Below are 19,875 nucleotides of genomic sequence, written 5' to 3' on the forward strand. Positions count from 1 at the left end.
GTGCTGAAGAAGCGCGCTCGAACTCGGTGTCTACTGGGCGCATCAGGCGCCGGAAAATCCGATGGAAATCTGCGCCTTCTTGCAGGCGTCGCTCTTTGGAGGCGCAATGCCCCAGTGGTCGGTCCGACCGGGCGGCCAGACCCATTCCTCCGGACCTCGGGCTCGGTAGCTGTCATCCACCTGCAGGACTTCCGCGGTGTATTCGATCACCACGCCCTGCGGATCGACAAAATAGGCGAAGACGTTGTCGCCCGGCCCATGCCGGCCGACGCCCCAGCCGATCGGATAGCCGTGATCGACGACGCGGCCCGAGCCTCGCATGACGGATTCGAGATCGGGCATCAGGAAGGCGACATGATTCAGCCCATTTGCCGGTGCTTCAGCCAGCACGACCGCATGATGGTCGTCGTTGCAACGCAGGAAGGCCATAAGCTTCGATCGGTCGGTCAAGCGGAAACCAAGAACATCGCGGTAGAATTCCGAAAGCGCCTCGATCTGAGCGCTGTTGATATTCACATGGGCAAGCCGCCCGGGCCGATTGGGGACCACATGCCCTTGCTTGCGGTGGTCGCCGTACACAAATTCCAGAACCGAACCTTGTGGCTCGCGGATGACGAAACGCTCGCCGCCAGAGGGCGCATCGGCGGGCCCGATTTCGCGCAGGACTGCGCAGCCTGCAGTAACTGTTTTTGCGAAGAGCGATCTCAATTCTTCGGGCGTACTCACGCGAAAGCTGATCTTGCGCAATTCCGAGCGGTCGCTTTGCTTCAATTCCAGCACATGAAAATCATCGCCCGTTGCCGCTAGGAAAACCTTGTTCCCCACCCCGGCAACGACATCCAGCCCCCACACGCGGGTGTAGAAATCGACCGACGCCGCAAGATCGGGCGTACCCAGTTCCACGCTGCGCAGAGCGGTAACAGGAAATTCGGTCATAGGATCTCCAGAGCCAGGAAGGCTTGCGCATTCCCAAATGTCAGGCGCTCGCGCAAACCTGCATCCGCGAACGCTTCCTCGATGCGAGTAACAGGCTCGTTCTCTCGGAAATTAAAGGGATAGTCGGTGCCGAGCAGCACGCGCTCCTCGCCGAAAATAGAAACCAAGCGGCGCAGCATGTCCGCATCGAAGACCAGCGAGTCCACGTAGAGCCGCCGTGCCTGCACCGCAGGCCTATCCGGCATGGTCTCATTGAGGGCCGGGAAAGCCGAATAACCTTGCTCCAGCCGCGGCAGCAGCGAAGCGAACGTGCCGCCGCCGTGACTAAAGGCGATCCGCAGTTTCGGGAATTTCTGAAGCAGCCCGCCGGTAATCACGGATGCGGCTGCCAATCCGAGATCCGTCGGGTAGCCGAGCACCTGCTGAAGCGGAGCCGGCCCAAACAGCCTGTCCATACCGGTCGGACGCACCGCATGTACGAACACGGCGGCGCCAAGCTTCTCGGCTTCCGCAAAGAATGAATGAAAACGCGGATCGCCGATCGTGACACCATTGACGTTGCTGCCGATCTCAACACCGCGAAAGCCGAGTTCGCCGACGATGCGATGCAATTCGAGGATGGCAAGATCGATATCCTGAAGGGGAACACCCCCAAGTCCGACAAAGCGCCCCTCTCCTTCGGTAACAATCGCGGCGATCGAATCATTGACGTGTCGGACCAGGTCGCAGGCAGCGCTTGTTTCGATCCAGTAGCCGAAGAGTTCCGGCATGGGCGAAAGTGCCTGAATCCGAATGCCGGTCCTGTCCATCTCCTCCAGCCGTCTTTCAGCAACCCAGCAGGCATCGCTGACCGTGCGGTATGGCTTGTCATCGATGACGACAGTCGCATGACACGCGTCCGCGGCCACCATCGATGGCCAACCGCGAACTGTCACACCGTTGGCCAGAGCTGGAAAACGTGCAGGCACCACATGGCAATGGATATCGATGCCACGGCAGGTGCAGCCACTCGAAAAGGCGCCCGGCGCTCCTTTTCCGCTCCGCTCATTGGATCCTCCCTCATCAGCACCCCTCATAATGTACAAACTTTTCTGCGTAAAGCAAAAATTTATAAATTTCGCGCGGACGCTTCATCGTGTATATAAAAAGCGATTTGCAAGCCAGAGAGCACCATGAACGTCAACCTGCTGAAGAAAGGGGCCGAAAGCCCCGCGACATTGGCAACCAGCATCTATGAGCGGCTAAAGGCCGATATTCTCTCAACGCGACTGGAGCCCGGCCGGAAGCTGCAATTGCGCTTTCTGATCGAGCATTACGATGCCGGCCAGACGCCATTGCGCGAGGCACTGAACCGCCTGACGACGGAGGATCTCGTCATTGGAAAGGAACAGCGCGGCTTCTTCGTGAAACCGATCAGTCTGGATGAATTACACGAACTGACGAAAACGCGTTGCTGGGTGGAGGGGCTGGCGCTGCGCGAATCCATGGCGAACGCAACGCCCGAGTGGGAGGAGGCGCTTCTGGTGGCGCATCACCGGCTGGAGCGCACTCCGCGCTCGCTCAATCCGGAACATTTTGAAGACAATCCGGAATGGGAAAGGTTCCATCGCGCCTTTCATGCGCTTCTCATTGGCGGCTGCGGATCGAAGCCTCTGATCGGCTTTTGCGAACAGCTTGCTGACCGGCTTTACCGCTATCGAGCCCTTTCAATTCGCAAGGCCTTTCGGGTCCGCAAGGTCAGCGACGAGCATGCTCGTATCCTGAAAGCCGTGCTTGATCGAGATACCGCTGAAGCTGAGCGGCTATTGCAGCAACATTATGAGAAGACGGCAGAGATCATCCGCGTTGATCTTGAAGCTGAAACAGTGAGCTCTGACCCGCGAGGCAGAGTAGCCTGATCCCGTCATGAAAGAGCTCGGCAGGTAACGGGATAACAAAAACCGGGCTCTTGAAGGGTACCCGAACCGACGGATTTCTCGTCTCAACGCTGGCTGTCAAAGCTTCGTGAATTCAACACGGTATCAGCATAAAACCCTGCACCATGGGCTGCCCGGGCCAGCGTAATCAGTGCCCTTGCTCGCTCGGCTACGGACTTGCCCTTGAGGTTCGTCCATCCATATTCCGTGACGACGATATGCGTATTGTTGCGCGATGTGGTTACCGGCCCGATCAGTGCCGGAACGATGCGCGGCAGCGGGCCAGGTTTTTGCCGTCACAGCCGCCATCGGTGGACGGCAATTGTGTGAGGTGCTTCGCCGTTGTATTCTGTAGGGTGACAAGTGCGTAGCGTGCTCGATTGATAGTCGAGCCGAAGTCCGATCGCGTTTCAACCCGTGAATAAGTAGCCGCGGATATGGAACTTATTGTCGCCCTTGGCCTGATCATCTTCAAGGTCGCGTTTCTCATTGCGATCCTTTTACTGCTGCCCTTGCCGCTGACCTGGCTGGAACGCAAGATTGCCGGGCACATGCAGCAGCGGATGGGCCCGATGCGCGTGGGGTGGCACGGGCTGCTCCAGCCGATGGCGGATGGGATCAAGCTCTTCACCAAAGAGGACCATATCCCGGCCGAGGCCGATCGCTTTCTGTTCAAACTGGCGCCAATACTGGCACTTGTCCCACCCTTTGTGGTGTTCGTCGCGATCCCGTTCGGCGAAACCGTCTCGGTCCTCGGCACCAAGATCACGCTCTACGTCTCCAACATGAATGTGGCGATCCTGTTCGTCTTCGCGGTGATCGGGATCGAGGTCTATGGCGTCATCTTCGGCGGCTGGGCCGCCAACAGCAAATATGCAGTCCTCGGCAGTCTCAGGACATGCGCGCAGATGATCAGCTATGAGATCCCGATGGGGTTCTCGGTTATCGGCGTGGTGATGCTGGCGCAATCCATGAGTCTGCTTGAGATCGTGCGAGCGCAAGCCGATGTTTGGAACATCGTCTATCAACCGATCGGCTTCTTCGTGTTCTTCGTCGCCGGCCTGGCCGAAGCGCAGCGCATTCCCTTCGATTTGGCGGAAGCGGAAGGCGATCTAGGGGCCGGGTTCCATACCGAATACAGCGGCATCCGCTTTGCGTTCTTCATGGTCAGCGAATATGCCATCGTCTTGCTGGTGTCCGTCCTGGTGGTGATCCTATTCTTGGGCGGCTGGAACGGCATATTACTCCCCTTGCCGCCACTCCTCTGGTTTCTGCTCAAGGTCGCGTTCGTCGTCTATTTGTTTATGTGGTTCCGCTTCACTTTCCCCCGTTACCGCTATGATCAACTGATGGCGATCGGATGGAAAGTCTTGCTTCCTCTGTCGATCGCGAACATAATCATAAGTGGTATCGCTTTCTTTTAGGGGCCACGGCGGCTCCGCAGCGAGGCGACAATGTCGCGCGCACAGGACAGACTTGGAACATGGATCGGCTGGGCATTCTTCGCCGATCTGGCGGGCGGCTTGGCTTTGACCTTCGGCTACATGTTCTCCAGATCCGTAACCATGCAATATCCTGACAAGGAAAAATGGCTGCCCTACTCGCGTTATCGTGGGCACCACTTCCTGACGCGCGACGACGAGGGTGAGATCAAATGCGTGGCCTGCGAACTCTGCGCCCGGATTTGTCCCTGCGACTGCATCGAAGTCGTCCCCTACGAGGATGCGAAGGGCAATCGGCACCCGGCAAAATTCGAGATCGACACGGCCCGGTGCCTGTTTTGCGGGCTTTGCGAGGATGCCTGCCCCGCGGATGCGATCGCGCTTGGCCAGCAGTACGAATTCTCTAGTTTTTCCTCCCGTGACCTGGTGATCGGACGCGAGGATCTGCTCGGCAAGCCGGGCAAGGCGACAACCGGCGGCGGCGTGGTCGCTGCGCGCCTGAACGCCGGACAGGACGTTCGGGTCGAGACGAACGATCCGCAGGGTTACAACTGGTGGCGAAATATCCGGCGAACATGAGCGCGCCCGCGGGCAAGCCGGAGCGCGCAGACAGGAGGCTCAGATGCTTGTTTGCCAAATCTTGAAAACCAAATCGCCCGAGCTCATCTCGATCAGGCCAGATCGGCCCATGTTGGAGGTCCTGCGATTGTTTAGGGAAAACAACATCGGCTTCGTGGTCGTCGGCCGCAAACCGGGGGAATGCCTGGGTACGCTGTCGGAGCGGGACTGCTGCAATGCGGTGGCTGAATACGGAACCGAGGCTCCGATGATGCGGGTTGCCGACATCATGAACCGCAGGGTGGCGACCTGTTCGACACAGGATTTGCTGCCCTTTGTGATGGCGCTTATGACCAAACGACGCACGCGCCATGTGTTGGTCATGGAGGGCGGCAGCCCTGTCGGGGTGGTGAGCATCGGCGACGTGGTCAAGCACCGGCTCGATGAATCGCTGCGCAACGAGCAGGCACTGCATGATTATATTGCCGGAACCGGTTATCACTGATGATGCCGGCCTGATATAGAGACGCGGGACCAGGCTGGCAGTAGGAGCCCTCAGCGCAAGCTATTGGATTTTGCGTCTCCGTCGACGACCGTGGGAATCGCGAAGGTCGCGTACGCCTTTCGAACGTCGACGGGGCATGGATATTCGCCCCGCCGCATCAATGCGTTGAGGCGCAGAGCTCTGTAGTTTTCGGGAATGAATACGAGCCCTTCGGGAAAGCGCCTGTTGACCTTGAGCTTCGCCGTCAACTCGCCCCGAGCAGATCGCACGGTGACCTGATCAAGATCCGAAAGGCCGAGTTGAGCGGCATCCTGCGCGCTCATCTCGACATAAGGGTCATCTGCGACCGTATTCAGGATTTCCGAGCGCTCGGAGAGATACCCGTTGTGGAATAGGCAGTCTCCGGTGATGAGCATGAGCCGGTCGGCTGCTTTCGGCGCCGGTGGTGACGCGAAGAACTCGCCGGCCGGTATTGCGGGGACTGCCTTGGTGAATGCGCCATCGGCGCCAAGCCCCGCCTGTGTCAGCCCCTGATAGGCGGGAACCAATTGGGTAATCTCGGCAAAAATTTCGCCTTGTATCGATGGCCGCAAAGCTTGGTTGCGAAGCGCCGCGACGAAGTCGAAGATCGCCAGATTGCCTCGCGCTTCGAAGGCGGGTTCGCGAAATTTGCGGACCGTTTGAGTCCGGCCTTCATTATTGGTGAAGGTGCCGGTTTCTTCGCCGTAACCTGCCGCGGGTAGGACGACCTCTGCCAACCCCGCAGTATCCGTGAGGAAAGTGTCCTGCACGATCAGCAGATCGGCGGCGCCAAGCGCCCGGGTCACGAAATCCCTGTCGGGATAAGCGATCAGAGGATCGGCTCCGGCTATGTAAAGTGCGCCCATCTCCCCACTGACGCAGAGCTCCAACATGGCGTCGAGACCCGCGCCGGATTCAGACGGGATTTCGGTCCCCCAGCTCCGTGCGAGTGTGGCTCGCGCTGCGTCATCATGGATCGCCTGTAACCCCGGCAGAGCCGCCGGCAAAACCCCCATATCCCAGGCGCCCATCTGGTTGGCGCGGTCGAAGAGGAACTGCATCGCAGGGCTCTTGCCGAGCATGCGGAGAACTCGCAGCAGGTTGTTGAGCTGTTGCAGCGTAGCGCGCGCTTCGGGTGATCTCAGCAGCTCAACGCTGACGAGCACGCTGACGCTGCCGCCGTTATTGAGGGCTTCGACGAGGTGATCCGGCCGGTCATTTCCGGTACTCGCCGCCGATCTACCAATTTTTGCGCTGATGTCGGCCAAAGCGTCACGCTGCAAAGTCTGGTCGGCCGCTGCCAAGAGCCCGGCGACCACCGCCGCGAGGCTCGCCGGTTCTCCGCCTGGGGGAACGCGAACGACCACCCGGGCATCGGCGTCCAAACGGGATGGCCGCACCGAAAGCATCAGCAATCCGGTATGGCGTCGCCGCGCGCCATCCCGCAGCAGGTATTCGGTAACCGGGTTCTCTTCGGTGACGTTGCCGCCAACGATCAGCACGCAGTCATTGCCGATCATTTCCTCGAACGGTGCGCGGCTGTAGAAGCTTGCCGCCAACGGGCCGAGTATATCGAAGGGCGTGGACCAGCGCGTTGAACAATCAATGTTGTTGGTCCGGAACACCGTCCGCATCAGCTTCTGGAATTGATAAAGCACTTCATTCGGCAAACGCGGCGAGGCCAGCCCGCCGGCAGCCTTACTCTCGACGTCCGACAACCGCCGGCGCAGATAGTCCCCCGCCTCGTCCCAGGAAACCGGGACCAGGGCGCCATCGCGACGGATCATCGGCCGCTTGATCCGGTCTCTGCTCGAGACGAAATCCAGACCGAAGCGTCCTCGCACGCAGAGCGTTTCGCGGTTGAGCCCCTGATCCCACTTCGAGCGCACCCGCATGAACTCGCCCTTGCGCGTGCCCACCGTTAGCTGGCAACCGGTGCCGCAATGCGGGCAGACAGTATCGGTTTCAACCAGATCCCAGGGCCGCGCCTTATAGCGATAGGGGAAGCTCATCAGCGCGCCGACCGGGCAGACCTCGATGCAATTGCCGCACTGATCGCAACTCGCGAGGCTACCCTCGAAACCGGTGACGGCGGTATCCATGCCTTTTTCGACGGTTCCGAGCGCGACCGCGCCGACGACCTCCTCACACATCCGGACGCAGCGCTGGCACTGGATGCAGCGGTTGACGTTCATGATGATCACGGGGCTGAGGCGGATGTCCTTGGAGTGGAACACACGCTTTTCATCGCGGAATCCACTTTCACGGGGCCCGTAGGCCATCACCATGTTCTGAAGCTCGCATTCGCCGCCCTTGTCGCAGATCGGGCAATCGAGAGGGTGGTTGGCGAGCAGCATGTCGAGCATCGAAGAGCGCGTTTCCTCAATGAGCGGCGTGGTCGTCCGTACCACCATGCCGTCGGTGACCGCGGTGGCGCAGGACGGCTGCAGCCGCCGCAGCCCCTCGATCTCCACCAGACACATGCGGCAGGAGGCCAGCGCCGGCAGGCGCTTCAGATAGCAGAAGGTCGGGATATCGATGCCCAAACGCTGGGCGGCCTGCAGCACGGTCGAGCCAGCCTCAACTTCCAGCGTTTGTGTGTCGATCGTAATGCTAACCATGGCTTCCTCACGCGTCTCACCCAACGCTCTGCTCAGTGAAACGGACACCTCCGCTCCTCTATATGGGCGACGAATTCAGGCTCGAAATGCTGCAGCGCCGCCCTCAGCCCCATGGCCGCGCCGTCGCCGAGCGCACAGAACGTATTGCCGAAAATGCCCTTGCAGAGTGCCTTTAACTGTTCCAGGTCGCCCGGTGCGCCCTCCCCGGCCTCAAGCCGGCGCAGCACCTTCACCACCCAGTTCAGCCCCTCGCGGCAAGGGGTACACTTGCCGCAGGACTCATGGTGGAAGAACTCGATGATCCTGGTGGCGACCTTGACCACGCAGGTCGAGTCGTCGATCACGATCACCCCGGCCGAGCCTAGCATCGAGCCGACAGCCGCCAGCGAGTCAAAGTCCATTCCAACGTCCAGACCCCTTTCCGGGATCAGCGGCGCAGAAACGCCGCCGGGGATCACCGCCTTAATCTTGCGCCCGGGCAGCGCGCCACCGGCGTGCTCCTCGACCAGTTCGCGAAGCGGGATGCCCATCGGCAACTCGAAGAGGCCGGGTTTGCGCACCTGTCCGCTGAGGCAATAGAGCTTCGGGCCGGGGCTCTTCTCCGGGCCGATGCTGCGGAACCAATCAGGCCCTCGCATAACAATATGCGGCACGCAAACCAGCGTCTCGACATTGTTGATAACGGTCGGGCTGGCATAGAGCCCGGCCACAGCCGGAAATGGCGGTTTCAATCGCGGCTGAGCCCGCTTGCCCTCGAGCGACTCGAGCATCGCAGTCTCCTCGCCGCAGATATAAGCGCCTGCGCCGCAGTGAATGTGTACGGTGAAACTGAAGTCCGACCCCAGAATGCCCCTTCCGAGATAATGCTTTTCATGAGCCTCGGCGATCGCCTGCTCCAGGCGCCGTATCGCCGTTACATATTCTCCGCGAACATAAACATAGGCGATCTCGGCTCCAATTGCGTAAGCGCTAATTGCCAGCCCCTCGATGAGCTGATGCGGGTCACGCTCCATGATGATCCGGTCCTTGAAGGTACCCGGTTCGCCTTCATCGGCGTTGCAGCACAGATATTTCGGCTTATCGGCCCGCTTCGGCACGAAGCTCCATTTCATGCCCGTAGGGAATCCTGCACCGCCGCGACCACGCAGGTTGGACTTCTTGACGAGTTCGACGATCTCGTCGGGCGCGGACTCGCGCAGCACCTTTGCCAGCGCCTGGTAGCCACCGCCAGCCTCGTAGGTCGAGAGCAAATGGCCTTCGGGCATTCCGACATTTTTGAGTAGAACCTGCTCGAACATGGCTACGCTCCCGGCGGTCGCACAGAGGCATGCTCAATGCTCGCTGCCCGCTCGGCTGTCGCCCGAAGGCGGTCCAAGAGTGCATCGATCCGCGCGATGTCGAGGTTTCCGTGATAGTCGTCGCCGACCTGCATCGTCGGAGCCATTTCACAAGCGCCAAGGCATTCGACGGTCGAAAGCGTGAACAGCCCGTCCGGGGTGGTGTCGCCCTTTTTGATTCCCAGCACCGTTTCCAGATGCGTCAGCAGGCTCTCGGATCCGCACAGCATGCAGGAGACATTGTCGCAGAGCTGCAGGTGGAAAATCCCCACCGGCTCGGTATGGAAGTGGGTGTAGAAGGTCGCCAGTTCGTAGACCCAGATCCGCTCGACCCCGAGAATGTCTGCAACCTCTTCCAACACAGAGCCTGGCAGATGGCCATGTTCCCTCTGGGCAATCAGAAGCGCGGGCATGATCGCCGAGCGCCGGTCGGGATACCGCACTGCCGCCTCTTCGATCTTTTCGCGCATGGTCATTGCGTCCAAATCCCTGCTACTTGTCCACCTCCGCCATCACGGGGTCGAGGCTGCCCAGCACGGCGATCATGTCCGCCAGGTAACGAGCGTTGGTGACCCCGAAAAGTGCCTGAAGGTTGACGAAGGAGGGTGCTCGCACCTTCATGCGGAATGGCTTTGGTGACCCGTCGCTGATGATGTAGAAGCCGAGTTCGCCCTTCGGCGCTTCGATCGCCGAATAGACCTCGCCCTTCGGCACCTTGAAGCCGTAAGCAGACAGGTCGAAATGCTGGATGAGCGCCTCCATCGAACAGTGCACCCGATCCTTATCCATCGGGAAGGCGATGGTCGGCATGTCGATCTGGAACGGCCCCTCGGGCATCTGCTCGATGCATTGCTCGATAATCCGGATGCTTTCGCGCATCTCATCGACCCGACACCTCCAGCGTGCGTAACAATCGCCCTCGCTGCGGGTGATGACGTTGAAATCGAGCCGGTCATAAATTTCATAGGGTTCGTCGCGCCGGATGTCCCAGTCGACTCCGGAAGCGCGCAGGTTCGGGCCACTCAAGCCGAGATCGATAGCGTCCTCGGCGGAGATCACGCCAACTCCTTCGGTGCGCTTGAGGAACACCCTATTTTTCTCGAGCAACCGCTCATAGTCGCGGATACGGTTCGGGAAGATGTCGCAGAACTCCCTGATCTTGGGCAGGAAGCCGTCAGGCAGGTCCTCGCGCAACCCGCCGACCCTGCAGAAGGAGGTGTGCATGCGTGCACCGGTAATCATTTCCATCAGGTCCATGATCATTTCGCGTTCGCGCATGGCGTAAAGGAGCGCGGTCATGGCGCCGAGGTCCATCGGCAACGCGCCAGTGATCAGGAGATGACCGGATATCCGCGCCAGCTCGGCCATCATCACGCGGACATACTGCGCCCTGAACGGTGCTTCTATGCCGAGGAGTTTCTCCACCGCCAGTGCAAAGGCCAGATTGTTCGAGGGCGGGCAGAGATAGTCGAGCCGATCCGTCAGCGGGAAAATCTGGGTATAGGTGAAGCTCTCCGCCAGCTTTTCGGTCCCGCGATGGAGGTAGCCGATATGCGGGTCTACGCGCTCGACGCACTCGCCATCCAGCTCAAGGACAAGTCTGAGAACCCCATGAGTGCTGGGGTGCTGCGGGCCGAGATTGAGAAGCACTTCCCTGGTATTGAGCGCTTCGCCCTCTGGCCTGCTGAGCTCGGTGACTTCGGTCATCTCAACTTTCCGGCGTAGAACGGACCCCCTGTGGAATGTCCCTGGTGGCGAGGTCCGGCTGCGTTGGCGGTGGGCCTTCGGCACCAAAGGGATTCAGCTTGTCCTTGTATCCGCGCAGGGGAAAATCCTTGCGCTGGGGGAAGCCCGCGAAGCCCTCCCACATGTAGATCCGGCGCAGGTCGGGATGCCCCTCGAACCTGATGCCATACATGTCCCAGGCCTCGCGCTCATGCCAGTTGGCCGTGCGCCAGACGCCTGTGACCGAGGGAAGCTGCGGTGGGTCGCCAAGCCGGCATTTGATGCGAACTCGCCACCTGTTGGATAGCGAATAGAGGTGGTAAACCGCTTCGAACCGCGGTGTTTCGGGATAATGATCGACTCCGCAGATGTCCGAAAGAAAATTGAACTGCAGCGCCGGATGTTCTTTCAGGAATCGGCAGAACTCGACGATCGCGGCAGGTGGGACAGCAAAGGCATGAATGCCGTGGGCGACGCCGAGATCCTCGATTGCTTCTCCGAAACGCTCCATGATCAGGGCGGGATTGAGAGGCTGCTTCACGCTCATGACGTTGCAACCCGGTCCAGGGGCGTTCCGGCCAGCGCGCGGGACCTCTTGATCTTCTCCTGAAGCAGGAGGAAGCCATGCATCAGCGCCTCCGGCCGCGGTGGACAGCCGGGCACATGCACGTCGACGGGCACGAAGGTTTCCGACCCCTGCACCACGGCGTAGGTGTTGTAGACCCCGCCTGAAATAGCGCAGGTACCCATTGCGATCACCCAGCGCGGTTCCGGCATCTGGTCATAAAGCCGCCGCACGACGGGCGCGAATTTCCGGGTCACCGTACCGGCGATGATCATCACATCGGACTGTCGAGGCGACGGGCGGAACACCACGCCGAAGCGGTCAAGATCATAGCGAGCGCAACCCGCCGAAATCATCTCGATGGCGCAGCAGGCAATTCCGAAAGTCTCAGGCCACAGCGCCGACCTTCGACCCCAGCTAATAATGCTGTCGGCCGTTGTGAAAAGCACGCTGTCGCGGATCGCATTGTTTACGCCTCCCATTCCAGCGCTCCCTTCAGCCAGGCGTAGGCGAAGCCCACAAGAAGCAGCAACATGAAGACGAACATCTCGACATAGCCGACCAGCCCGATCTCTTTCAGGACGACAGCCCAGGGAAAGAGGAACATTGCTTCGACATCGAAGACGACCAGCAGGATGGCAAGAATAAAAAACGGCACCCTGAAACGGCCACCGGCCGCCTCCCCCGCCGCGTCCATCCCACATTCATAGGGCATGTTCTTCGCGGGATAGGGATTGGATGGGCGCAGTAGCGAGGAGACGAAAAGCGTCAGCCCCGCCACCAGAACGACTCCGGCGACCATGAAAAGAACCGGCAAGAATTCCATTGCAGTCATAGCACACTGCACCGGTTACCCACTTGGAGGCTTTCCTCGGCAAACCGACCTCGTTTGGACCGGTAAGCGTCGCTCCGGAAAGCGGCTTGGGCAATCCTTTCTTGAATTGTCAGTTTATTCCGTCGGGCGGGTCATTGCAAATCCAATTGATCAACCGCCAAACACCGAATGCTGGGCAAGCCTCAGAAACCACGATGGAAATAGGCCGATACCGATTGTACCGGCGGCGGTGAAGGCGAGCGTGGCGCGCACCAATGGCGTCAGCGCCGGGGCGAAGGCCCTCCCTGGCTCGCGCATATAGATCACCATGACGATGCGGATGTAGAAGTAGGCGGCAACGGCGCTCAGCAGCACTGCGATCACCGCCAGCATGACGAAACCTCGCTCGACGAGCGCGACCAGCACGTAGAACTTGGCGAAGAACCCGGCCGTGGGCGGAATGCCGGCCAGCGAGAAGAGATAGAGCAGCATCAGAAGTGCCAGCCCCGGATGCGACTTGGCCAAACCCGCATAGTCTTCGATGACTTCGCCCGAAAAATCGCCATTCCGCATCATGATGACGGTGCCGAAGATGCCGAGATTCATGAAAGAATAAATCAATAGGTAGAGCATCACGCTGGCGATGCCGTCCGGGCCGCCTGCCGCCACGCCAAAAATCGCGAACCCGGCATGGGCGATGCTGGAATAGGCCAGGAGGCGCTTGAAATTATCCTGCACCAGCGCCACGAAACTGCCGAGCGCCATCGTCGCCACCGCAATGACCGCAACGATGATCCAAACATTCGAGGCTGCAACGAGCGGATTGAGGAACACGCGCAGGATCACCGCGAACCCCGCAGCCTTGGGGCCAACCGACATGAAAGCCGTGATCGTCGTCGGCGCGCCTTCGTAAACGTCCGGCACCCACATATGGAACGGGACCGCGCCGACTTTGAAGACCAGCCCCGCGACGATGAAAACCACCGCCAGCAGTAATCCGGGGTCAAGCGGATTACCGGTCACTGCCGCAGCCATCCCGTCTAGCTGCGTCGTGCCGGTGAGCCCATAGACAAGGGAAACGCCGAAAAGGAAAATCCCGGTCGAGACCGAGCCGAGGATCACATATTTAAGCGCCGCTTCGTTCGACCGACGCTGCTGGCGCAGGAACCCGGTCAGCACATAGGTGCAAAGCACCATCAGTTCGAGCCCCACATAGATCGACAGGAGATCGGTCGCCGAGGCCATGATCATCATTCCCGAAAGCGCGAAGAGCAGCAGGACATAGTATTCGCTGCTGCCGATCCCTTCGATATCGGCATATTTTCGTGAAAGGAGGAATGTCAGGATAGTGGCTAGGTAGAACACGAACTTGAAAAAGACCGCGAAGCGGTCGGCGATGAACATGCCTGCATAGGCCGGCCGCACCTCGCTCGCCAGCATGAGTGTTGCCAGGGCGGCGATCAGCACGACCGTGACGGAAGCCCAGACAAGGAAATATTCCTGCTCCTTTCGCACAAACTGTCCCAGGATCAGCAGGACGCAGGCTCCGGTGACCACCAAGATCTCGGGTATGCTCGCCAGGATCGATTGAAAAAGCGCGGCGTCGGTCATTGGCCATTCCCCTCACCGTGTACGTGCGCCAGCAGATGCTTTACCGACACGTCTATGATGTTGAGAAAAGGTTTCGGGTAGAGCCCGACCCAAAGAACGAAGACGGCAAGCGGCAAGATAGCAGCCACTTCGCGGGCATTCACATCGCGTATCTTGAACCGGAGGCCGACGCTGGGCGGACCGAGCGCGACTTTCCCATACATGCCAAGGAGATAGGCCGCACCCAGCAATGCACCCAAAACGGCGGCCCCGCCGGCCGCCAGGTTGACCGCAAACCCACCCGACAACACCAGCAACTCTCCCACGAATGAATTCGTTCCCGGGAGTGCCATCGATGACAGGGTGAACAGCCCAAGGAATGCGGTGTAAACGGGCGCCACCTTCATCAGCCCGCCATAATCCGCGATGCTGCGGGTATGTGTCCGCTCGTAGATCAGGCCGACGAACAGGAACAACGCACCCGTCGTTATGCCATGATTGAACATTTGCAGAATGCCGCCCTCGAGCCCGCGGAGATTCAGCGAAAAAATTCCCAGCGTCACGAAGCCCATGTGGCTGATGCTGGAATAGGCCACCAGCTTCTTCAGATCGTCCTGCGCCAGCGCCAGCAACCCGCCATAGACGATCGCAAGCGCCGAAAGCCCCAGCATCAGCGGCCCATAATACACCGACGCCTGCGGCAGCATCGGCAGCGAGAACCGCAGGAATCCATAGGCGCCCATCTTCAAGAGCACGCCGGCAAGGATGATGCTGCCCGCCGTCGGCGCCTGCACATGAGCGTCCGGCAGCCAAGTATGAACCGGGACCATCGGCACTTTGACCGCGAAGGCGATCAGGAAGGCGAAGAATACCCACGACTGGAGCCGGAACGGCAAATCCTGTGCTGTGAGCGCAAGGATGTCGAAGGTCTTGCCGCCCTGGAGATAGAGCACGATGACACCGATCAGGAACAGAAGGCTGCCCGCCAGCGTGTAGAGGAAGAATTTGAACGCTGCATAGACCCGGCCGTCACCACCCCAGACGCCGATGATCAAATACATCGGGATCAGCATGGCCTCCCAGAAGACGTAGAACAAGAAGAGGTCGAGCGCGCAGAACACCCCCAACATAAGAGCCTGCATGACCAGGAGACTGGCCATGAACCCCTTTACCTTGCGGTCGATCGCGACCCACGAGGCGAGTACGCAGACTGAGCCCAACAGCGCAGTCAGGAACACGAAGAGCGCGCTGATTCCGTCGATGCCAAGTGCATAGGTGATCCCGAGTGCGGGCACCCACAGGCGCGTCTCGGTGAACTGCATCGCGTGGCTGGTGGTGTCAAAGTTCGCAAGCATGACGATGCAGAGAGCAAGGTCGAGAATGGTGACGGCAAGCGCCATCCAGCGCGCTGCTTCGTCGCTGCGCAGAAACATCAGAACCGCAGCACCCGCGGCGGGCGTGAATACGATCAGGCTAAGAAGCGGGAAACCCATCGCACCCCCTACCGCCACACCACGGCGAAGACGACGGTAGCTGCGATCACACCGACGATCATCGCCAGCGCGTAATGGGTGACGACCCCGGTCTGGAGCCGCCGCAGCGCCCCGCCGCCACGCAGAATCGAGTGAGCAACGCCGTTCACGGCGGCGTCCACCCCGGTGAGATCGATCTGCAGTCCCGATCGCGCCGCTCCATGCAGGAAGGGCAGCGCTGCGGTCTCGGACACGTCGCTCACCGCCTTCTCGTAGCGCGCCACCGGTTTTTCGGCGAGCCACATGAAGAGCCGCGCGCCCTTGCGATAGAACCAATCGGTATCGATGCTGATCGTGTTCTCGGGATTGAGCGCCTTGAGGAACAGCACGAATCCCAGGGCGGTGAACATCAGCAGGCCAAGGCTCTCAGTAACGTGGAGGCCGGTGTAGGGTTCGAAGTCGACCGGATAAGGCAGCAGCGCATAAAGCGGCTGGGGGAACACTCCGATCCCAATGCAGAGCACTGCCGCCATGGCCATTGCAACCAGCATGTTGCGTGGCGGTTCCCGCGCCTCGATTTTCCGATCCGTGCCGAAAAACATGTAATACGGCAGTTTGAGCCCGGTGTGCAGGAACGTTCCAGACGACGCCATCGTCAGCGCCAGCACCACCAGCGCCCGATGATCCGCTCCAGCGGCGGCTATCACCATCGATTTGGTCACAAAACCCGAGAAGAACGGAAATGCCGAGATCGCGAAAGCGCCGACCATGTAGAGTGCCACGGTAAGCGGCATGCTCTTGTAGAGGCCGCCAAGCTCGGTGAGCTTGCGCCGCCCGGTAACATAGATCACTGCGCCGGCTCCCATGAAGAGCAGGGCCTTGTAGAGGATATGCGCGAAGGCGTGGCTGGTGGCCCCATTCACGGCCATCTCCGTCCCGATGCCGATGCCCGCCACCATGTAGCCCACCTGGCTGACGATGTGATAGGCCAGAAGCCGGCGGCAGTCATTCTCCAGCACTGCGTAGATGACACCGTAAAGCGCCATTGCCGTGCCGAGCCAAACAAGAAGCTCGGTGCCTGGAAACGCCCGCGCCAGGACATAGACGGCGGTCTTGGTGGTGAAGGCGCTCATGAACACCGCCCCGGTGACGGTCGCTTCCGGATAGGCATCGGTCAGCCAGGCATTGAGTGGCGGCACCGCCGCGTTGAGAATGAAACCGACGAGGATCAGATAGGCGCCCACGCCCATTCCACCGTCGATCGCCCCCCGCTCCATCGGACCAAAGAGCAGCGAGCCGGTGGCGAGGCCATGGAGGATGATGCCGCCGAGCAGAACGACACCGCCGGTGATATGAACCATGAGATACCGGAACCCTGCCCGGATCGCCGGCCCGCCGCGCTGCGCGAAGACCAGGTAGGCGGAAGCGAATGCCATGGCCTCCCAGAACATGTAGAGGGTCAGGTAATCACCGGCGAACACCACGCCGAGCGCCCCGCCAACATAGATGAAGGCCGCCACGTGCTGACCAGCATCCGTCAGGTGCAGCGCATAGACCATGCCGATCAGCGCCATGATGGTGAAGACGGTGGCGAAGACGATGCTCAGCTTGTCGACCTTCGCGATCAGGATTTCCTGCCCGATGAACCGCATCTCGCCATAGCTACCCGGCTGCATCGCCAGCACGGCGAGGATCGCAAGCGCCGGGATTACGAGCAAATAGGCCTTGCGGATCGACCCGCTGAGGAACGGGATCGGTAGAGCGCCGAGAATGAAGAGCAGAGCCGGATGGATAAATTCAGTCATAATAATCCTCGCGCCGCATCAGCCCGGCCCGATGGCCGAGAAACTTGGAAACGAAGATGATCAGTATGCAGGAGCCAAAGCCGTAGACGGCGGACCAGCCAGGCAGGTGGTCCCACAGATATTCGGCGTGTTCGTGAGAGACCAGAAAGTCAGCCGCGACGATCAGAATGAGCACGAGATAGAATAGCCGGCGCCGGCGCCTCGCATATTCCTCGTCACCAAAGAAGTCGATGACACGCTTGATCATTTGACCACTCCGTCCGCCAGTGTGAGGAAATAGCCGGGAAAGATGCCCATCAGCACCGACAGGATGGCGGTCGCGACGAGCGGGATCGTGACCATAGGGATTTCACGGATCGTCGCCGGGTTTTCCTCCGCCTCCGCCCCGAAAAAGGCGGCATAGCTGACTGGCAGGAAGTAGGCGGCATTCAGGATCGAGCTCACCAGGAGCACGGCCAGGAACGCGATCTGCCCTGCCTCCACGGACCCCAAAGTCAGATACCACTTGCTGATGAAGCCCGCGGTCGGCGGTATCCCGATCATGCTCAGCGAAGCGATGAAAAATGCACCCATCGTCCACGGCAACCTGCGGCCGATGCCCGCCATATCGCTGATGTTGCGCTTACCGGACGCGCAATAGATCGACCCCGCGCAGAAAAACAGCGTGATCTTTGAGAATGCGTGGGCAGCCATGTGGATAATGCCGCCAACCATCGCGACCGGCGACAGCAGAACCGCACCCAACACGATGTAGGAGAGCTGGCTAACTGTCGAATAGGCGAGCCTCGCCTTAAGGTCGTCCCGCGTCAGGGCATAGATCGACGCCATGAGGATCGTGAACGAGACCAGATAGGCCGTGGCGATGCCGAGGCCGAGCTCCCCGACCAGCTTGACGCCAAAGACATGGAACACCACCCGCAGCAGGCAAAACACGCCCATCTTGACCACGGCCACGGCATGCAAGAGCGCGCTGACCGGCGTCGGCGCCACCATCGCGGCAGGCAGCCAGGCGTGCATCGGCATCACCGCGGCCTTGGCGAAGCCGAAGAGATAGCAGAAATAGACGACCGTCAGCAGCGCAGCCGAGGCGTTGACGCCCGCCAACAGCCCGCCCTCCTTAAAATCGAGCGATCCCGCAATGGAGTAGGTCAGTGCCAGCGCGGCGAGCAGCACGCTTTTCGAGGCGCCCATCAAATAGACGAGGTACTTGTGGGCACCCCTCCACCCCTCTTCATCCTCGTGGTGATAGACGAGCGGATAGGTAACGAGGCTGAGCACCTCGTAGAAGATGACCAAGGTGAACAGATTGGCGGCGAAGGCACCCCCGACAGCCGCCGCGAGGCTGGTGGCGAAGCAGGCGAAGAAGCGGGTCTGCGCATGTTCGTTCAAGTGCCGCATATAGCCGATGGAATAGAATGCGGCCACGATCCATAAAAGCGACGAGATAGTGGCGAACACCATGCCGAGCGCGTCGGCCCGGAAAGCGAACTCGACCCCCGGCAGGATCTCGAACAGGCGCAAGTCGACGGTCCCGCCCGCCAGCACCGTCGGCGCCATTGAAGCGACAATCGCAAACAGAACAATTGCTGCTATTGGCGATACGATATCGCGGAGTTTCTCGCGGTTGTTCAGAAGCAGAATTGTTAGGGCCGCCAGGCCTGGGACGGCGACGGCAAGCAGTGGCCGGATCGATATCACCGGGTCCAAGCCGCTATCCTTTCATCATGGTAACGTCGTCGACCTTGAGGGTGGATTTGTTCCTCACAAGGGCGACCAAGATGCCGAGGGCGACGGCAACCTCCGCCGCGGTAATTGCGATGACGAAGATCGCGAAGATCTGCCCGCGGAAATCGTCGTATTGACGTCCAAAAGCGATGAAGTTGATGTTGACCGAGTTGAGCAGCAGTTCCAGCGACATCAGCACGACCAGAATATTGCGCCTGAGCAGCACGCCCGCTGCTCCGATCACGAAGAGGATCACTGCGAGCAAAATATACCACCAGAGCGGAACCATCAGCTCGACTCCTTCCGCGCCAGAACGATAGCCCCAATCAGTGCCGCCAGCAGAATGACAGAGGCGACTTCAAACGGCAGGAGATAGTCGGAAAAAAGTGTCGTGCTGAGCTGCCTAATCTCATCGCCGCCACGCGCAACGACGGGCTCCGTGGCCGAAAAGCGCGGGCTCCGGAGAACCAGCACGAGCATCTCGACGCCAAGCAGAACGAGCAGCACCAGAGCCGGCAGATTGCCACCCGGCAAGAACCGCTGCAACACCGCTTCGCGCACATCAATCATCATGATCACGAATAGGAACAGGACCATGATCGCGCCGACATAGACGAAGATCTGGATGGCCGCGAGCAACGGCGCCCCGAGCAAGACGAAAATTGCGGAAACCTGCAGGAAACACGCCATCAGCGCCAATGCGCTGTGAACCGGATTGCGCGCCACGACGACCATCAGGGCCGCGATCACGGACACCGTAGCGAACAGAAGAAAGAACCCCTGATCCATCGACGCGACCCTCCCACGCGAGCTCTCACTCGGCGCGAGATGGCCGGATTCGAG

The 19,875-nt window shown here is 60.2% G+C and carries 20 protein-coding genes and 1 pseudogene; 4 read left to right on the plus strand and 17 right to left on the minus strand.

All coding sequences use genetic code 11. The annotated features are described in order from the left end of the window. Positions 1 to 42 precede the first annotated feature (42 nt). Together QA648_RS31810 and QA648_RS31815 are read right to left on the minus strand one after the other, a co-directional pair. On the minus strand, positions 43 to 936 hold the full coding sequence (locus QA648_RS31810) for a VOC family protein (RefSeq protein WP_283052743.1): 894 nt from the start codon (positions 934 to 936) through the stop codon (positions 43 to 45). After that, entirely contained in the window at positions 933 to 2,012 is a 1,080-nt protein-coding gene (locus QA648_RS31815; RefSeq protein ID WP_283052949.1) for an amidohydrolase family protein, read from the minus strand. Before QA648_RS31815 ends, QA648_RS31810 begins: the two co-directional genes overlap by 4 nt. A 96-nt stretch (positions 2,013 to 2,108) precedes the next feature. Here QA648_RS31815 and QA648_RS31820 point away from each other — a divergent pair, with 96 nt between their 5' ends. Then, a complete protein-coding gene (locus QA648_RS31820) occupies positions 2,109 to 2,834 on the plus strand; it encodes a GntR family transcriptional regulator (RefSeq protein ID WP_283052950.1) in 726 nt (241 codons plus the stop codon). Between the two features lie 83 nt (positions 2,835 to 2,917). Here the strand turns inward: QA648_RS31820 and QA648_RS31825 are convergent. Next, positions 2,918 to 3,136: pseudogene (locus QA648_RS31825) on the minus strand (acetyl-CoA hydrolase/transferase C-terminal domain-containing protein); the annotation flags it as partial. 153 nt (positions 3,137 to 3,289) lie between these two features. On the opposite strand from QA648_RS31825, the gene nuoH reads away from it, so the two are divergent. The 3 genes from nuoH to QA648_RS31840 are packed head-to-tail and all read left to right on the plus strand — an operon-like array spanning position 3,290 to position 5,357. Next, positions 3,290 to 4,276: an NADH-quinone oxidoreductase subunit NuoH gene (gene nuoH, locus QA648_RS31830; RefSeq protein WP_104827763.1), complete on the plus strand. Its 987-nt coding sequence runs from the start codon at positions 3,290 to 3,292 to the stop codon at positions 4,274 to 4,276. Positions 4,277 to 4,306: 30 nt separating this feature from the next. Continuing rightward, on the plus strand, positions 4,307 to 4,873 hold the full coding sequence (locus tag QA648_RS31835) for an NADH-quinone oxidoreductase subunit I (RefSeq protein WP_104827764.1): 567 nt from the start codon (positions 4,307 to 4,309) through the stop codon (positions 4,871 to 4,873). 43 nt (positions 4,874 to 4,916) lie between these two features. Continuing rightward, positions 4,917 to 5,357 (plus strand): CBS domain-containing protein, encoded by a 441-nt coding sequence (locus tag QA648_RS31840; protein ID WP_104827765.1) that lies wholly within the window; start codon positions 4,917 to 4,919, stop codon positions 5,355 to 5,357. A 50-nt stretch (positions 5,358 to 5,407) separates the two neighbouring features. Here QA648_RS31840 and nuoG read toward each other — a convergent pair whose 3' ends face one another. The 14 genes from nuoG to QA648_RS31910 all read right to left on the minus strand — a co-directional run bounded on the left by nuoG (position 5,408) and on the right by QA648_RS31910 (position 19,821). Next, on the minus strand, positions 5,408 to 7,999 hold the full coding sequence (gene nuoG / locus QA648_RS31845) for an NADH-quinone oxidoreductase subunit NuoG (protein WP_283052954.1): 2,592 nt from the start codon (positions 7,997 to 7,999) through the stop codon (positions 5,408 to 5,410). A gap of 32 nt (positions 8,000 to 8,031) precedes the next feature. Then, positions 8,032 to 9,297 (minus strand): NADH-quinone oxidoreductase subunit NuoF, encoded by a 1,266-nt coding sequence (nuoF, locus tag QA648_RS31850; RefSeq protein WP_283052955.1) that lies wholly within the window; start codon positions 9,295 to 9,297, stop codon positions 8,032 to 8,034. 2 nt (positions 9,298 to 9,299) lie between these two features. After that, a complete protein-coding gene (nuoE, locus tag QA648_RS31855; RefSeq protein ID WP_104827768.1) occupies positions 9,300 to 9,812 on the minus strand; it encodes an NADH-quinone oxidoreductase subunit NuoE in 513 nt (170 codons plus the stop codon). A 16-nt stretch (positions 9,813 to 9,828) separates the two neighbouring features. After that, positions 9,829 to 11,043 carry an NADH dehydrogenase (quinone) subunit D gene (gene nuoD / locus QA648_RS31860; protein WP_104827769.1) on the minus strand — a complete coding sequence of 405 codons (1,215 nt, stop codon included), beginning with the start codon at positions 11,041 to 11,043 and terminating at the stop codon, positions 9,829 to 9,831. A gap of 1 nt (position 11,044) precedes the next feature. Beyond that, on the minus strand, positions 11,045 to 11,608 hold the full coding sequence (locus QA648_RS31865) for an NADH-quinone oxidoreductase subunit C (protein ID WP_104827770.1): 564 nt from the start codon (positions 11,606 to 11,608) through the stop codon (positions 11,045 to 11,047). Then, positions 11,605 to 12,108 (minus strand): NADH-quinone oxidoreductase subunit NuoB, encoded by a 504-nt coding sequence (gene nuoB / locus QA648_RS31870; protein ID WP_283052957.1) that lies wholly within the window; start codon positions 12,106 to 12,108, stop codon positions 11,605 to 11,607. Before nuoB ends, QA648_RS31865 begins: the two co-directional genes overlap by 4 nt. Further along, on the minus strand, positions 12,096 to 12,461 hold the full coding sequence (locus QA648_RS31875) for an NADH-quinone oxidoreductase subunit A (protein WP_104827772.1): 366 nt from the start codon (positions 12,459 to 12,461) through the stop codon (positions 12,096 to 12,098). Before QA648_RS31875 ends, nuoB begins: the two co-directional genes overlap by 13 nt. A gap of 150 nt (positions 12,462 to 12,611) precedes the next feature. Then, the gene (locus tag QA648_RS31880) at positions 12,612 to 14,051 is read right to left on the minus strand and encodes an NADH-quinone oxidoreductase subunit N (RefSeq protein ID WP_283052959.1); all 1,440 of its coding nucleotides are present in this window, start codon (positions 14,049 to 14,051) and stop codon (positions 12,612 to 12,614) included. Next, a complete protein-coding gene (locus QA648_RS31885; protein WP_283052960.1) occupies positions 14,048 to 15,523 on the minus strand; it encodes an NADH-quinone oxidoreductase subunit M in 1,476 nt (491 codons plus the stop codon). The genes QA648_RS31880 and QA648_RS31885 overlap by 4 nt, the downstream gene beginning before the upstream one ends. 8 nt (positions 15,524 to 15,531) lie before the next feature. Continuing rightward, positions 15,532 to 17,307, minus strand: coding sequence for a Na(+)/H(+) antiporter subunit D (locus QA648_RS31890; protein ID WP_283052962.1), 1,776 nt, complete (start codon positions 17,305 to 17,307; stop codon positions 15,532 to 15,534). Further along, on the minus strand, positions 17,300 to 17,554 hold the full coding sequence (locus QA648_RS31895) for a hypothetical protein (RefSeq protein WP_283052964.1): 255 nt from the start codon (positions 17,552 to 17,554) through the stop codon (positions 17,300 to 17,302). Before QA648_RS31895 ends, QA648_RS31890 begins: the two co-directional genes overlap by 8 nt. Then, positions 17,551 to 19,014: a monovalent cation/H+ antiporter subunit D family protein gene (locus QA648_RS31900; RefSeq protein ID WP_283052966.1), complete on the minus strand. Its 1,464-nt coding sequence runs from the start codon at positions 19,012 to 19,014 to the stop codon at positions 17,551 to 17,553. The genes QA648_RS31895 and QA648_RS31900 overlap by 4 nt, the downstream gene beginning before the upstream one ends. A gap of 4 nt (positions 19,015 to 19,018) precedes the next feature. Next, on the minus strand, positions 19,019 to 19,321 hold the full coding sequence (nuoK, locus tag QA648_RS31905) for an NADH-quinone oxidoreductase subunit NuoK (protein WP_104827778.1): 303 nt from the start codon (positions 19,319 to 19,321) through the stop codon (positions 19,019 to 19,021). Further along, positions 19,321 to 19,821: an NADH-quinone oxidoreductase subunit J gene (locus QA648_RS31910; protein WP_283052967.1), complete on the minus strand. Its 501-nt coding sequence runs from the start codon at positions 19,819 to 19,821 to the stop codon at positions 19,321 to 19,323. The genes nuoK and QA648_RS31910 overlap by 1 nt, the downstream gene beginning before the upstream one ends. Positions 19,822 to 19,875: the final 54 nt, after the last annotated feature.

This window comes from Rhizobium sp. CB3171 (genome assembly GCF_029714265.1).
In the GTDB taxonomy this organism is placed as follows: Bacteria; Pseudomonadota; Alphaproteobacteria; order Rhizobiales; family Rhizobiaceae; genus Rhizobium.